Genomic DNA, 15227 nt, shown 5'->3' with positions numbered 1-15227 from the left:
GCCAAGGGCCCGCCTTGCGGCGTGTCACGCATCGGCCGCATACATCGCGGTCAAACGCAGCGGCGCAGGAGATCCTGACGCCGCTGCCTAGTTCATCGTCTTTACGGCGTTTCAACCGACCAGATGACTTCCGCGCCACTGCGATACCGCACCAGCGAGAAATCACTGCCGCTGTAGATCTGCGAGCGACTGGCACCTGCCGGAATCTGGATCTGCTGCTGGGGCAGCGAAACCCGGGCCGCGTTGTTGCCTGCCGGCAGCACCCAGTAGGTACCCCCTGCATTGCCGATGATCATCTGCACATTTCCGAGCAGGTCATTCACCTGCAGATAGGTGATTCCGTCACGCTGGAATCCATACAGTTGCCAGCTGGGGTCCTGGCTGAGATTGATCGCGGCCGGACTGGCCTGCCCCAACCCAGCCGTAGCCAATGGCTTTCCATGAAAATCCGACGGACCGCCCGCGATTGCTGGGGCAGCGGCAAGCATCAGAAATCCAGTGGCCGCACCAAAACATGAAAATCGCACAGTGACCTCCAGGTCGAAGTTAACGTCGGGAACCTCCAGCAGATACTAACCTCTTCCCGTCCAATCAATTGCCCTGGCAACGGGCATGGACGTTTTCGTCCTAAAGTTACACCCGAAACCGCCGCTATCCGTGCCAAGACTTTCCCACATGAGCCACCGCATCATGCCCGTCCTGTCGCAGGCCGCTCTGGATGGCGACCTGACCGATCCCCTGCCTCAGCGGATCCTGCTGGTGGAAAACTCGCGCGCGTTCACCGGCATGCTGCGCGAGGCAATCGAGCAGCGCCTGGAGCTGCCGGTGGTGGTGGCCAGCTCGCTGGCCGAGGCCGACCGCCTGCTCACTGCCGAGGACGGCTGGTTCCTGGTCCTGACCGGGCTGGTGCTGGCCGATGGTGACCGCGACGCGGTGGTCGAGTTCTTCCTCAAGCGCAACCTGCCGACGGTGGTGGTCAGCGGCGTGTATGACGAGGACCTGCGCAAGCGTGTGCTGCAGCAGCAGATCATCGACTACGTGCTGAAGAACACCCCGGGCAGCATCGACTACTTGGTGTGGCTGGTGCAGCGCCTGGAGCGCAACCGGCGCATCGCCGCGCTGGTGGTGGACGACTCGCCGTCCGCGCGTGGCTATGCCGCCGCCCTGCTGCGCATGTACGGCCACGAGGTGTACGAAGCGGCCGATGGCAGCGAAGGCCTGGCGGCGATCGAGGCGCACCCGGCGATCCGCCTGGCCGTGGTCGACCAGGAAATGCCGGGCATGCAGGGCGTGGAGTTCACCCGCCGCCTGCGCACCCTGCGTTCGCGCGACAAGGTGGCGGTGATCGGCATTTCCGGCAATACCGATGCGTCGTTGATCCCACGTTTCCTGAAGAACGGCGCCAATGACTTCCTGCGCAAGCCCTTCTCGCGCGAAGAGTTCTTCTGCCGTGTCTCGCAGAATGTCGACCAGCTGGAGCTGATCGGTACGCTGCAGGACCTGGCCACCCGCGATTTCCTCACCGGCCTGCCCAACCGCCGCTGCTTCCTGGAACAGAGCCAGCGCCAGCTGCCGCAACTGCAGCTGCATGGCCAGTGCGTGGCGGTGGCGATGATCGACATCGACCATTTCAAACACATCAACGACACCCACGGCCACGAAGCCGGTGACGATGCGCTGCGTGCGGTCGCCCGTGCCGTCGGCGACCACGCGCGCAGCCAGGACCTGATCGCGCGCTTCGGCGGTGAGGAATTCTGCCTGCTGGTGCCGGACATGGAACAGGACGAAGCGTTGCTCTATTTCGAGGAGCTGCGCCAGCGCATCGCCGCGCTGGAAGTGGACATCGGCAGCGCCACCCTGCGCATGACGGTCAGCATCGGCCTGTGCTGCCTGCGGCCGCAACGCGATGCGCTGCACCGGCTGATTTCCGAGGCCGATCGCCAGCTGTACCTGGCCAAGGCCGGCGGCCGCAACCGGGTCAGCTGCACCACCGTTGCCAACCCACTGCGTCCGCGTGAGGCTGCGCTGTCCTGACCGGCGTGCTTTGATCCAGATCAACGCCGCCTGCGGGCGGCACCTCTACAGTCGGCCCCGACATCAGCATGAAGGGGAGCCGGGGATGGCACTACTGGTCTGGCAGGACGATCTGAACATCGGCATTGATGTGATCGATCAGCAACACCGCCGCATCGTCGAGATGCTCAACCACCTGCACATGGCGCAGACCAGCCTGCAGCGTGCGGCGGTGGGCGAAGTGATCGACGAGGTGGTGGACTACACCATGTCGCACTTCGCATTCGAAGAAGAACTGATGGAAGAAGCAGGCTATCCGTTCTGCGCCGCGCACAAGCGCGTGCATGAAATCTTCATCAAGCGCGTGGCCGAGTATCGCCTGCGCTTCCAGGCCGGTGAGGACATCAGTGACGAGCTGCGCACCATGCTCTCGCGCTGGCTGTTCAACCACATCCGCGGCGACGACCAGGCCTATGCCGAACAGGTCAAGCAGCATCTGAACCAGTTCGCCCGCGAGCACCAGAGCGGCGGCTGGCTGGGCCGCACGCTCAAGCGCTTCTTCGGCTGATCAGCGCTGGCGGCGCTGCAGCGCCAGCAGTGCACACAACGTGATCACCGCGGTCAGGCACAGGTAGTAGCCGACCGCGACCAGCCCGTAGCGCTCGGCCAGCCAGGTAGCCAGGTACGGCGCCGGAGCTGCACCAAGAATGCCCGCCAGGTTGAACGACAGCGAGGCTCCGGTGTAGCGCACTTCCACCGGGTAGATCTCGGCCAGGAAGGTACCGCAGGGGCCGTAGGTCAGCCCCATCAGGAACAGGCCCAGGCACAGGAACGTCAGCACCAGCCACGGGCTGCCGGGCTGGAACAGCGGTGCGAACAGCACACCGAAGCCGATGATCAGCAGACTGGCGATGGCCATCGTGCGGCGGGTGCCCCAGCGGTCGCCGTAACGTGCCGACAGCGGGATGCCGGCGGCGAAGAACAGCATCGCCACCATCTGCATCAGCAGGAACTGCTCGCGGCTGTAGCCGAGCACGGCGGTGCCGTGGCCGAGGCTGAACACCGTCATCAGGTAGAACAGCACGAAGGTGGCGAACGCACCCAGCGTGCCCAGCAGCATCGGCAGCGGATGGTCGCGCAGCACGGTCCACATCGGCAGACGCACCGGCGCCTTGCGCTCCAGCGCGCGCTTGAAATCCGGCGTCTCGTGGATGTTCAGGCGCACCCACAGGCCCAGGCCGACCAGCAGCGCGCTGGCCACGAACGGAATGCGCCAGCCCCATTGCAGGAAATCGTCCTGGCCCAGCCAGCGACCGAGCAGCAGGAAGATGCCCGCTGACAGCAGGAAGCCGATCGGTGCACCCAACTGCGGGAACATGCCGTACCAGGCGCGCTTGCCCGGCGGCGCGTTCTCGGTGGCAAGCAGCACCGCCCCACCCCACTCGCCGCCCAGGCCCAGACCCTGACCGAAGCGGCACAGGGCCAGCAGCGCTGGTGCCCATAGGCCGATCTGCGCGTGGGTCGGCAACAGGCCGATGGCGACCGTGGACAGGCCCATGGTCAGCAGTGCGGCCACCAGGGTGGCCTTGCGGCCGATGCGGTCACCGAAGTGGCCGAACACCGCCGAGCCGACCGGGCGCGCGATGAAGGCCACTGCGAAGGTGGCCAGGGACTGCAGCAATGCTGCCTGGTCGCTGCTTTCCGGGAAGAACAGGTGCGGGAACACCAGCACCGCGGCGGTGGCGTAGATGTAGAAGTCGAAGAACTCGATGGTGGTGCCGATCAGGCTGGCCAGCAGGACACGGCGGGGAGAATTCACGGGTGGCGCGGCAGCGGTGATCGTCGACATCGGCAAGGCGGGTAACGGCGGATCGACCGATTCTGCCACGGGGCAGTGGCTGTACGGGGCGATGGTTTCAGCCGAGACCGATGCCAACGAAATTTTTCCAGCCGCCCGCTAGGCTGCGCCACCGGTTCCCGCATGGATGCCTTGCCGATGGCTGCAGTCGCGTTGCCGTGGTCCGATTCCCCGAAGGTGCCGCGCTTGGCGGCCTGGCTGGTGGTGCTGCTGGTGCATGGCGTGCTGGCGCTGTGGCTGCTGGGCAGCGGCCGGATCGAACTGCGTAGCGACGACGGGCCACGGATTTCGTTGCGCTGGCTGCCACCGGAGGAATCTGATCCGATCCCGCAGCACCATGCCCTCCCCGTCGCGTCGATGACGCGCCCTGCCGCGCCGATCGCGCCACACGCAGCACCAGTTGTACGGACGAACCGCCTGGAGTCCGCCGTCGAAGAAGTGCAGCCTGCCGCCCCGCTGAACCTGGGACTGCCGGCGGACAGCATCGATGGCGGTGACGGCATCAGCGCAGCCGGCGTGACGCCGCGCCTGATCGGCCGCCGCGAGGTGCACCCGGCGTTCGCGCCACGCCGCAACTACTTCCGCATCCGCCGGCAGATGACCCCGGAGCAGATCGTGCATGGTGTGGCCCAGTTGCTGGGTTTGTGGCCCCCCGGATACATCGTCGACCCGTGCGAGCTGGGCAAGCAGGACATGGACTATTTCCAGAATGCCGTCGATGAAGCCTACCGGGATCAGCTGCGTGCGGCGGTGCTGCAGGTGAGCGCACGCTGCAGGTAGGCGACACGGTATCTACAGAAGAGCGAAGAGCAGCCGAGCATGGGCTCGGCTCTACAGAAGCGCGCTGAGCCGCACGGCAAGCGCGCCGTCACAGCTGGATCCAGGTGGCCTTCATCTCGCTGTACTTGTCGAAGGCATGCAGCGATTTATCGCGGCCGTTCCCGGACTGCTTGTAGCCCCCAAATGGCGCCGTCATGTCACCGCCGTCCCAGCCGTTCACCCACACGCTGCCCGCACGCAGCTGACGGGCTACGCGATGGGCGCGACCGAGATCCCGCGTCCACAGGCCGGCGGCCAGCCCGTAGCGGCTGTCGTTGGCCAGGCGCACGGCCTCGGCTTCGTCGTCGAAGCCAAGCACCGCCAGCACGGGGCCGAACACTTCCTCGCGGGCCAGCGCCTGCTCGGGCCGCACCTGGTCGAACACCGTCGGCTGCACATAGCAACCACCCGCCTCCACCTCGGCGCGTTGGCCGCCCAGCAGCAGGCGCGCGCCATCGGTTTCGGCCCGGGCGATGTCGGCCAGCACCTTGTCCACATGCGCGGCATCGACCAGCGCGCCCATCGGCGCATCTGCCTCCAGCGGATGGCAGGGTTGCATGCGCTGGCCGTAAGCGACCACCTGGTGCACGAAGTCATCGCGGATCGAACGCTGCACCAGCAACCGCGAACCGGCCGTGCAGACTTCCCCCTGGTTGAAGAAGATACCCTGCGCCACGCCCTTGGCGGCCGCATCCAGGTCCGGCGCATCGGCAAACACCACATGCGGGCTCTTGCCACCGCATTCCAGCCAGACCCGCTTGAGGTTGGAACGACCGGCGTACTCCAGCAACCTGGCGCCGGTAGCGGTGGAACCGGTGAAGGCAAGCACATCTACATCCATGTGCAGGGCAAGCGGTTCGCCCACGCGTGAACCGTGGCCGGGCAACACGTTGAGCACGCCCTCGGGCAATCCCGCTTCGGCCGCCAGTGCGGCCAGCCGCAACGCACTCAGCGGCGAGCGCTCGGAGGGCTTCAGCACCACCGAGTTTCCCATCGCCAATGCCGGCGCGATCTTCCAGCAGGCCATCAACAACGGAAAATTCCACGGCACGATGGCCGCCACCACGCCCGCGGCCTCGCGCGTGACCAGGCCCAGCTCGTGCGGGCCGGTGGGCGCGATTTCACCGTACAGCTTGTCCACCGCCTCGGCGGTCCAGGTCAGGCAGCGCACCACGCCGGGCAGGTCGATGCGGCGCGCATCGCGGATCGGCTTGCCCATGTCCAGCGTTTCCAGCAGGGCCAGCTCATCGGCATGCGTCTCCACCAGCGCGGCCAGCGCCAGCAGCACGCGCTTGCGATGGGCGGGGCTGGCCTGCGACCAGTGGCCTGCTTCGAACGCGCGGCGCGCCGAGGCCACTGCACGCTCAACGTCCTGCGCATCACAGTCGGCCACTGCGCCCAGTACGCGCCCGTCGATCGGGCTGATGCAATCAAAACGCGCGCCGCCGGCGGCATCCACGTAGCGGCCATCGATGAACGCTTGGCCGGGAATCGCCACGCGGCAGGACAGGGCCTGCCAGTGGCTGCGGTCGGGGAAGTGGGTCATGGGGTCCTCCGCGTATCGACTGTCCGCCGTTATACCGACGCGGCCGCGACCGGGTCGTGACGTGCGTATTCCGGTAGCGCCGGGCCCTGCCTGGCGACAGATCCGTGACGCGGCTGCGCTAGAGTCGCAACCATCGGACCCGACGGAGCCGGCATGAAACCCCTTGCAAGCGACCTGCACGACCTGGCCACCCAGCGCCCCGATTCACTGGACGCGTACTGGATGCCGTTCACTGCCAACCGCCAGTACAAGGGCGCGCCGCGCATGCTGGTACGTGCCGAGGGCATGCACTACGAGGACGTGGATGGGCGCGTCATCCTCGATGGCACCGCTGGCCTGTGGTGCTGCAATGCAGGGCACGCGCGCCGGCGCATCGTCGACGCGATCGCCGAGCAGGCCGCCACGCTCGATTATTCGCCCGCCTTCCAGATGGGTTCGCCGCCGGCCTTCGCCCTGGCGCAGCGACTGGCGGCGCTGGCCCCGGCCGGGCTCAACCACGTGTTCTTCACCAGCTCGGGCTCGGAGGCGGTGGATTCGGCGATGAAGATCGTGCTGGCCCACCATCGCCTGCGTGGCGAGGGCCAGCGCACGCGTTTCATCAGCCGCGAGAAGGCCTACCACGGGGTCGGCTTCGGCGGTATGGCGTTGGGCGGGCTGCCCAACAACCGCCGCCAGTTCGGCCTGCAGCTGGGCGGCGTGGACTACCTGCGGCACACGCTGGACCTGTCACGCAATGCCTTCAGCAAGGGGCTGCCGCGTCAGGGAGCCGAGCTGGCCGACGATCTGGAACGGCTGATCGCCCTGCACGATCCCTCCACCATTGCCGCGGTGTTCGTCGAGCCCATTGCTGGGTCGGCCGGTGTGATCCTGCCGGCACCGGGGTATCTGCAGCGCCTGCGTGAGATCTGCGACCAGCACGGCATCCTGCTGGTGTTCGATGAAGTCATCACCGGGTTCGGCCGGGTCGGCATGGCGTTCGCCGCACAGCGTTTCGGGGTCACCCCGGATCTGCTGACCTTCGCCAAGGGCGCCAGCAACGGCGCGGTGCCGCTGGGTGGCGTGCTGGTCGGCGACAGCGTGCATGCCAGCTTCATGCAGGGTCCGCCACAGGCCATCGAGCTTTTCCATGGCTATACCTATTCGGGCCACCCCTTGGCCTGCGCGGCGGCGCTGGCCACACTGGACGTCTACGCCGAGGAACGACTGTTCGAGCGTGCGATCGAACTGGGTGAGTACTGGCAGGAGGGCCTGCACGACCTGCAGGGGCTGCCGAACGTGATCGACATCCGCAACTTCGGCCTGGTCGGTGCGGTGGAGCTGGCGCCGCGCAAGGACGCCCCCGGCAGCCGTGGCTACGAGGTGTTCCGCCGTTGCTTCCATGACGGGCGCCTGCTGGTGCGCTGTACCGGCGACATCATCGCGTTGTCACCGCCGCTGATCGTGGACAAGGCACAGATCGACCAGATCACCGGCACCCTGGGCGAGATGATCCGGGCCACCGCCTGAGGCCGGGACGAAGGTGGCGAGCGGGTACAATGGGCGGTTCCGCTCCTGTCCGTTGCCGTGCCCATGAACATCGTCGTCAAAGAAGAACTCAAGGCCTACATCGACCCGCTCACCGCGGACGAACACGAAGCGCTGGAGCGCAGCATCCTCGCCGAAGGCTGCCGTGATGCGCTGGTGCTGTGGGGCGAGGTGCTGGTGGATGGGCACAACCGTTACGGCATCTGCCAGAAGCACGGCCTGCCGTTCAACACCGTGCAGAACACCCGCTTCCAGAGCATGGAAGACGTGCACCTGTGGATGATCGAGCAGCACCTGGGCCGGCGCAGCGTCTCCGATTTCCAGCGCGGCGTATTGGCCCTGCGCAAGCGCGACATCCTGTCCGCGCGCAAGCAGGTCGAGCAGGCGCAGCTGCAGCGCGAAAGCGATGGCACCGCCGAGCCTGCCGATGAGGCCGGCGAAGACAGCCCGCCGTGGGAGCCAGTGCCGAAGATCAGCCGCGCCGAACTGGCCCGCGAAGCCAAGCTGAGCACCAGCCAGGTCGGCATGATCGAGCGCATCCACGCCCAGGCCGCGGCCGAGGTGGTGGAAGCGGTGAAGGCCGGCATGATCTCGATCAGCGCCGCCGCTGCCGTGGCCGACCTGCCGGAAGAAGAGCAGCGCGCCGCTGCCGCCGGTGGCAAGGATGAACTGAAGCAGGCTGCAAAGCGTGTGCGCGAGTCCAAGCGCAAGCCGCGCGCGCCGAAGCCGGAAACGGAGTCGCCGGAAATGGACTTCGAAGAAGCCAACGAGGATGAGATCGCCAGCCGCGATGCCGAGGTGCTGGCTGCGCTGGAGCAGCTGGGCGAGGATGCCCCGGCGCTGCGCCGTCGCGTGGTGAACCTGACCCGCGAGAACGATACCCTGCGCGCACAGCTGGCCCATCTGCGCAAGCAGCTGGAAGCGCTGTAACGGATGGGTAGCGCCGGGCCATGCCCGGCGAGCGCAGCGGGCTCTGAAAAGCCGCCGGGCATGGCCCGGCGCTACCGATGCGTCGGCATCATTCAGTGGCGGGTAGACTTCGGGCATGACGTCTGCCATCGATCCGCGCCGCGCTCAGCTGCGGCGCCTGAAAGCCCTCGCCCTTGGCCTGCTGCTGCTGATGCTGGCCGGTTTCGCGGTCAGCCACTGGCAGGGCGAGCGCGGCATCTGGGCCTGGGTCTCGGCCTTCTGCGAGGCCGCCGCGGTCGGCGCACTCGCGGACTGGTTCGCGGTGGTCGCCCTGTTCCGGCGGCCGATGGGCCTGCCGATTCCGCATACGGCGATCATTCCGCGCAGCAAGGAACGCATCGGTGACAGCCTGGCCCTGTTCGTGCGCGACCAGTTCCTGGAACCGACGGTGCTGCTAGCCAAGCTGCAGGTGTTCGACCCGGCCAGCCGCCTCGGCAGCTGGCTGGCCGATCCCGCACGGTCAAGGATGCTGGCCGACATGGCCCGTGGCTGGGCATTGCAGGCGCTGGACTTCTTTGATGAAGCGGCGGTGCGGCGGCAGCTGCACAGCTTCGTGGTGCAGCAGTTGCGGCAGTGGAATGCCGCGGCCACCGCCGGCGAACTGCTGGGCCTGCTGACCGCCGATGGCCGCCACCAGCGGGTGCTGGACGAAGGCCTGCAACGGTTGGGGCGCTGGCTGGAGCAGCCGGAAGTGAAGGAACGCGCCTCGCAGCTGATCGTGCGCTACATCCAGCGCGAATGGCCGACGCTGTCGAGCACGGTGAACTGGATCAAGCCGATCGATGAGATCGGCGACAACCTTGCCGAACGCCTGGCCGGGGCGGTGCTGGAAGAACTGCAGCAGGTGCTGGCGGAGCCGCAGCATCCGCTGCGCCAGGATTACGAGCAGTGGCTGGGCAACTACGTGCAGCGCCTGCGCGAAGACCCGGCACTGGCCGAGCGCATCGAGCAGCTCAAGCAGGAAATGATCGACCATCCTGCCCTGCAGGAGTACGTACAGGGCCTGTGGTCGCGCATCCATGCCAGCCTGCGCGGCGATCTGCAGCGCGAGGACTCGGCACTGGTCGGTCACCTGCAGCGCAGCCTGGCCTCGCTGGGTGACAGCCTGCAATCGGACCCGGCATTGCGCGAGGCATTGAACCAGCACCTGCTGGAAGGCGCGCAGCGCCTCACCGGGCGCCTGCGCGAGGGCGTCACCGCCCATATCGCGCAGACCGTGAAGAGCTGGGACGAACGCCACCTGGTCGAACAGCTGGAACTGAGCGTGGGCCGCGACCTGCAGTTCATCCGCTTCAACGGCACCCTGGTGGGCGGCCTGATCGGGCTGCTGCTGCATGCGGCGACTGTTCTGTTCCGGTTCTAGGCTGAGATTCCGGAGTCTTTGCCAGTAGATCCACACCATGCGGGGATCACTGAGGCTGTCGCGCTTGCTTAACGAAATGCGAATGCCTATCATTTACTGATCGGTTGTACGCTCAGCCAAGCGGTGTCCGGAAGCACGCGTCCACCTGCCCCTTCGCCCGTGTACATCTCCCGACTACCGGGTCCCCGGCCTGCCGCAGATGGCCCATCGTCGATGGGAATCACGCGGGGGGGCGCAAGTCGCGCGGGGCCTTCCTGGTCAGTGGCAAGCGCGACCGCGTGGCGATCGAACGGGGTGACATCTACCTGCTCAACCTGTCGGCCGGCTATCGCTTCAGCGAGAACTCACCGCCAGGAGAACGTGAACAACCTGCTGGACAAGAAGTACTACAACCGCGCCGGTTCCTATGACGACGCCGGCCACGGACAGCCAACCCCGGCGCGCTTCGGTGCGCCGGTCCTCTTTCGTTCAACCTGCAGGACCAACGTGGACCGCTCGCCCGCAACCGCCAGCCCCCGCTTCAGCACCCTCTTCGCCAATCCGCGATGGGGCGTGCTGTCCCGATCCCTTGCCGCCATCTTCGGCGGCTACGCGCTTGCCTCGGTGACCACCGTGTTCTGTGCGCTGGTGCTGCCGGGCGCGCGCGGCCAGGCCGTGCTGACCGGCATGCTGCTGGCGATCCTGGTCGCCGCCTGCGCAGCACTGTGGGCGTTCGCCACCCGCAGTGCGCTGCGCGCCTGGGTCGGCATTCTCGCCCCCACCCTGCTGATGGCCGGCATTTCGCGTCTGCTGGGAGCGTGGGCATGAAGAATGGATTCCGCCAATCCATGGCCTGGCTGCATACCTGGACCGGCCTGCTGGTCGGCTGGCTGCTGCTGCTGATCTTCATGGCGGGCACCGCCAGCTACTACCGCGAGGAAATCAGCCGCTGGATGCGCCCGGAACTGCCGCGCAGCACGGTCAGCACCGACGAAGCGGCGCAGCGCGCGGCCGACTACCTGCTGACCAACGCACCACAGGCCGAGAGCTGGTTCGTTACCCTGCCGCAGCCACGCAATCCGGCCATGCAGATGTTCTGGCGATTGCCAGAGGCACTGGCCGATCCGAGCAAGGGGCGCCGCGGCGCCTTCGGCGATGCCACCCTGGACCCCAACACCGGCACCGAGCTGAAGGCCCGAGAGACCCGCGGCGGCGACTTCTTCTACCGCCTGCACTTCGACCTGCATTACATCCCGGTACTGTGGGCGCGCTACCTGGTGGGCTTCTGCGCGATGTTCATGCTGGTGGCGATCATCACCGGCGTGATCACCCACAAGAAGATCTTCAAGGACTTCTTCACCTTCCGGAAAGACAAGAGCCTGCGCTCCTGGCTGGACTTCCACAACGTCAGCGCGGTGATGGCCCTGCCCTACCACGCGATGATCACCTACACCGGCATCGTTACGTTGATGATCATGTACCTGCCGTGGGGAGTGAACGTGGCCTACGGCACCGACCAGGATGCGTTCTACGCGGAGGCCTTTGGTGGCCTGCCCGAGGTCACCGCGCCCGCCGAAGGCAAGGCAGCCCCCCTGCCACTGCGGCAGCTGCTGGACAGTGCCCGCATGCATTGGCACGGCACCGAGGTCGCCGGTTTCAGTGTTGCCAATCCCGGTGCCGTCAATGCGGTGATCGACATCCGCCAACGCGACGGCAAGCGTTTGTCCAGCGATACGCCCGCACTGCGCTATGACATGGTCACTGGCGCGCTGCTGCAGGAAACCCCGCCTTCCGGCGGCGCCACCGCCACCCGTGGCGTGCTGTATGGCCTGCACCTGGCCCGCTTCGCCGACTGGGGCCTGCGCGCGTTGTTCTTCCTGTCCGGCCTGACCGGCTGCCTGATGGTGGCCAGCGGCGTGGTGCTGTGGGCGGTGAAGGAGCGTCCGAAGCATGCCAAGAGCGGTCGCACCGGCTTCGGCCTGCGCCTGGTCGATGCGCTGAACATCGGCGCCGTGGCCGGCCTGCCGATCGCCTTCGCCGCCTATTTCTGGGGCAACCGCCTGCTGCCGCTGGGCCTTGCCGAGCGCTCCAACGCCGAAGCGAATGTGTTCTTCTACGCGTGGGGCGCCTCGCTGCTGGCGGCCTTCATCTGGCCCAAGCGGATGATGTGGGCGTGGCAGCTGTACATCGGCGCGGCCGCGTTCGCGCTGATCCCGGTAGTGAACGCGCTGACCACCCACGCACACCTGGGCGTGACCCTGTTCAACGGTGACTGGGCATTGGCCGGCTTCGATCTGTCGATGATCGCCTTCGGCGCGATGCTGGCCCTGTGCGGCTGGCGCATGCAGCGCTGGACGCCACCGCTGACTGCCGCCGAGAAGAAGAAGCGCGCTGCGGCCGCCGCAGCGACCAAGGCACCGGCCGATGCAGTGGAAGCGGAGGCCAGCGCATGATGCTGCTGGTACTGGGGCTATCGTTCACAGCGTTCACCGCGCTGTCGCTGGCGATGGAAAAGCACCAGCAGGAACTGCACGGCAAGGCAGCGGCGTCACCGGTACGGCGCATGCAATGGCGGGTGCTGGGCTGGGTGCTGCTGACCGTGGCGTTCGCGCTGTGCGTGGTCGATCACGGCTGGGCAATGGGCCCGGTGCTGTGGCTCGGCGCGCTTACGCTGGGTGGAATCGTGCTGGCGTTTGCGCTGTATCCGTACCGGCCAAAGTGGATCGCACCGCTGGCGATCGCGTTGCCGGTTATCGGGCTGGTGGTGGCGTTGTTGTAGCCGAAGCCACCGGGGTCGGATCCCTTGCGCACAGCGCAAGGGCTCTGACCCCAGGCACGTACCGCCATCGATGCATGGCGTGGATCCACCGACCTTGATGGGATCGGATCCCCTGCGCTGCGCGCAGGGGATCCGATCCCGGACGTCGGTTCACGCCAGGCGCTTCAGCTCCCACGCACGATGGATGCGTGCATTGCGCTCGAAATCCGGGCCGATGGTGCTGGCGCTGATCTCGCGGCACTGGGCGAATTCGGCGATGGCGTTCTCTTCCAGCTTGAAGCGGCGGAAGTTGTTGGAGAAGTACAGCACGCCACCCGGTGCCAGTCGCGCGACGGCCGCACGCAGCATTTTCACCTGCTCGCGCTGTACGTCGAAGTCCTCGGCGCGGGCCGAGTTGGAGAACGTCGGCGGGTCGCAGAAGATCACGTCGTACTGGCCGCGATCGCCTTCCAGCCAGGCCATCGCATCGGCCTGCACCAGCAGGTGCTGATTGCCGCCTTGCCCGTTCAAGGCCAGGTTGTCGTAGCACCACTGCAGGTAGGTGGCCGACAGGTCCACGCTGGTGGTGCTGGCGGCACCGGCCACCGCCGCCTGCACGCTGGCCACGCCGGTGTAGCAGAACAGGTTGAGGAAGCGCTTGCCGCGCGCCTGCTCGGCCATCAGGCGGCGCAGCGGGCGATGGTCGAGGAACAGGCCGGTATCGAGGTAATCGAACAGGTTCACCTGCAGCAGCGCGTTGTTCTCACGTACCACGAGGAACTCGTCACGTTGCTCGAAACGGCCGTACTTGCTGCCGCCCTTGCCACGTTCGCGCGACTTCATCGACACCTGTTCCGGCGGCACGCCGAACACCTCGCGCGCAGCGGCCAGCAGTTCATTGCGGCGGCGGCGCACGTCGTTCTCGGGAATCGCAGCCGGTGCGGCGTATTCCTGCACGTGCAGGAAGGTGCGCCGCTGGCCGCCATCCTCTTCGTACACGTCGATGGCCGCTGCGTATTCCGGCAGATCGGCATCGTAGGCGCGGAAACAGGTGATGCCTTCGCGCGCGCGCCAGCTCTTGAACTTCTTCAGGTTCTTGCGCAGGCGGTTGGCCACCATCTGCGCGCCTTCGCTCAGCTCGCGCACCTGTGCCGGGTCGCGACCAGGCACCGCGATCGGATCGCAGACGATCAGTGCACATTCCAATGCACCATTGAACATCTGGTACTTCTTGCCTGCACGCAGGCCGGTAGCGAAGGCCAGTTCGTCATTGCCGCACAGCAGGCTGGCGCGCCACTGCGGCACCGCCTTCTGCAGGGCATTGCCGAGCTTGCGGTACAGCGCCGGATCGGCGGCCAGGCGCTCGTCATACGGCGGGTTGCAGACCACGGCGCCGATCTCCTGCTCCGGGGTGGGCAGATCGGCCACATCGGCGCGGGTGAAGCGGATGGCATGGGCGACGCCGGCCACTTCGGCATTCTCGCGCGCCGCCTGGATCGCCACCGGGTCGATGTCGCTGCCGTGGACGACCGGCTTCAGCGCGGCCAAGCCGGCCGCTTCGCGATCACGCGCTTCGCTCTGGATGGTTTTCCAGGCCGCCTTGTCGAAGCCCAGCCAGCGGCTCGGCGGCAGGCTGCCATGGCGCATCAGGCCGGGAGCGATGTCGGCGGCCATCAGCGCGCCTTCGATCAGCAGGGTACCGCTGCCGCACATCGGATCCAGCAGGCCGCCACCGGCAGCATGCAGGCGCGGCCACTGCGCGCGCATCAGCAGCGCGGCAGCCAGGTTTTCCTTCAACGGCGCGTCATGGGCAGCACCACGCCAGCCACGGCGGTGCAGCGGGCCACCACCGAGGTCGATCGACAGTGAGGCACGGCCCTTGCGCAGCGACAGGTTGACGCGTACGTCCGGCAGATCGGTGTTGACCGAAGGGCGCTCGAGCCCTTCGTCACGCATGCGGTCGACGATGGCGTCCTTGATCCGCTGCGCGGCAAAACGGGCATGGGTGATCTTGTCGCCGGACACGTGCGCGTCCACCGCCAGGGTCATCTCCGGCTTGATGTGTTCATGCCACGGCAGCGCACGCACGCCGTCGTACAGCGCCTGCTCGTCCGGGCATTCGAATTCGTCGATCGGCCACAGCACGCGGCTGGCCAGCCGCGACCACATGACGATCCGCAGCGCCTGCTCCAGTTCGCCATCGGCGTTGACGCCGGCGATGGTGGCGGTGGCCTTTTCCAGGCCCAGGGCCGACAGCTCATCGGCAAGCAGGTATTCCAGGCCCTTGGCGCAGGAGACAAAAAATTTCACGGGATCGGTTCGCAGGTGGTCAGGCACGGCAGGGGGCCGGGCCATTCGGAAGGGAGGGCCGTAGGCACGGCCGGCAGGCCCGCGCCGG

Annotated in this window: 14 protein-coding genes; 10 read left to right on the top strand and 4 right to left on the bottom strand. The window is 66.9% G+C overall.

Annotation, left to right across the window (positions count from 1 at the left end; all coding sequences use genetic code 11):
* Positions 1-101: 101 nt before the first annotated feature.
* Complete coding sequence (locus ACEF39_RS07175) at positions 102-431, bottom strand: hypothetical protein (protein ID WP_500287455.1); 330 nt, start codon at positions 429-431, stop codon at positions 102-104.
* Positions 432-690: 259 nt separating this feature from the next.
* Here ACEF39_RS07175 and ACEF39_RS07170 point away from each other — a divergent pair, with 259 nt between their 5' ends.
* Both ACEF39_RS07170 and ACEF39_RS07165 read left to right on the top strand, forming a co-directional pair.
* The gene (locus tag ACEF39_RS07170) at positions 691-2034 is read left to right on the top strand and encodes a diguanylate cyclase (RefSeq protein WP_500287992.1); all 1344 of its coding nucleotides are present in this window, start codon (positions 691-693) and stop codon (positions 2032-2034) included.
* 85 nt (positions 2035-2119) lie between these two features.
* On the top strand, positions 2120-2581 hold the full coding sequence (locus ACEF39_RS07165; RefSeq protein WP_500287454.1) for a bacteriohemerythrin: 462 nt from the start codon (positions 2120-2122) through the stop codon (positions 2579-2581).
* On the opposite strand, the gene ACEF39_RS07160 is transcribed toward ACEF39_RS07165, so the two are convergent.
* On the bottom strand, positions 2582-3862 hold the full coding sequence (locus ACEF39_RS07160; protein WP_500287991.1) for an MFS transporter: 1281 nt from the start codon (positions 3860-3862) through the stop codon (positions 2582-2584).
* On the opposite strand from ACEF39_RS07160, the gene ACEF39_RS07155 reads away from it, so the two are divergent.
* A complete protein-coding gene (locus tag ACEF39_RS07155) occupies positions 3849-3974 on the top strand; it encodes a hypothetical protein (RefSeq protein ID WP_500288071.1) in 126 nt (41 codons plus the stop codon). The genes ACEF39_RS07160 and ACEF39_RS07155 overlap by 14 nt on opposite strands.
* Before the next feature lie 35 nt (positions 3975-4009).
* A complete protein-coding gene (locus ACEF39_RS07150) occupies positions 4010-4651 on the top strand; it encodes a hypothetical protein (RefSeq protein ID WP_500287453.1) in 642 nt (213 codons plus the stop codon).
* An 88-nt stretch (positions 4652-4739) separates the two neighbouring features.
* Here the strand turns inward: ACEF39_RS07150 and ACEF39_RS07145 are convergent, their stop codons facing one another.
* Positions 4740-6236 carry an aldehyde dehydrogenase gene (locus ACEF39_RS07145; protein ID WP_500287452.1) on the bottom strand — a complete coding sequence of 499 codons (1497 nt, stop codon included), beginning with the start codon at positions 6234-6236 and terminating at the stop codon, positions 4740-4742.
* Between the two features lie 153 nt (positions 6237-6389).
* Here ACEF39_RS07145 and aptA point away from each other — a divergent pair, with 153 nt between their 5' ends.
* The 6 genes from aptA (at position 6390) to ACEF39_RS07115 (ending at position 12850) form a co-directional block, all read left to right on the top strand.
* The gene (aptA, locus tag ACEF39_RS07140) at positions 6390-7742 is read left to right on the top strand and encodes an omega-aminotransferase AptA (protein WP_500287451.1); all 1353 of its coding nucleotides are present in this window, start codon (positions 6390-6392) and stop codon (positions 7740-7742) included.
* A gap of 63 nt (positions 7743-7805) precedes the next feature.
* Complete coding sequence (locus tag ACEF39_RS07135; protein ID WP_500287450.1) at positions 7806-8690, top strand: ParB N-terminal domain-containing protein; 885 nt, start codon at positions 7806-7808, stop codon at positions 8688-8690.
* A 115-nt stretch (positions 8691-8805) separates the two neighbouring features.
* Positions 8806-10092: a DUF445 domain-containing protein gene (locus ACEF39_RS07130; protein WP_500287449.1), complete on the top strand. Its 1287-nt coding sequence runs from the start codon at positions 8806-8808 to the stop codon at positions 10090-10092.
* Between the two features lie 486 nt (positions 10093-10578).
* Complete coding sequence (locus ACEF39_RS07125; RefSeq protein WP_500287990.1) at positions 10579-10899, top strand: DUF3649 domain-containing protein; 321 nt, start codon at positions 10579-10581, stop codon at positions 10897-10899.
* On the top strand, positions 10896-12524 hold the full coding sequence (locus ACEF39_RS07120) for a PepSY-associated TM helix domain-containing protein (protein WP_500287448.1): 1629 nt from the start codon (positions 10896-10898) through the stop codon (positions 12522-12524). The genes ACEF39_RS07125 and ACEF39_RS07120 overlap by 4 nt, the downstream gene beginning before the upstream one ends.
* Entirely contained in the window at positions 12521-12850 is a 330-nt protein-coding gene (locus ACEF39_RS07115; protein WP_500287447.1) for a DUF3325 domain-containing protein, read from the top strand. The genes ACEF39_RS07120 and ACEF39_RS07115 overlap by 4 nt, the downstream gene beginning before the upstream one ends.
* Before the next feature lie 150 nt (positions 12851-13000).
* Here the strand turns inward: ACEF39_RS07115 and rlmKL are convergent, their stop codons facing one another.
* Positions 13001-15139: a bifunctional 23S rRNA (guanine(2069)-N(7))-methyltransferase RlmK/23S rRNA (guanine(2445)-N(2))-methyltransferase RlmL gene (gene rlmKL / locus ACEF39_RS07110; RefSeq protein ID WP_500287446.1), complete on the bottom strand. Its 2139-nt coding sequence runs from the start codon at positions 15137-15139 to the stop codon at positions 13001-13003.
* Positions 15140-15227: the final 88 nt, after the last annotated feature.

Origin of the sequence: Stenotrophomonas indicatrix, assembly GCA_041545745.1 — a bacterium.
GTDB classification, from domain to species: domain Bacteria; phylum Pseudomonadota; class Gammaproteobacteria; order Xanthomonadales; family Xanthomonadaceae; genus Stenotrophomonas; species Stenotrophomonas indicatrix_A.
Note: the sequence above shows the minus strand (reverse complement) of the source record. Positions and strands in the feature narration are given on the sequence as shown.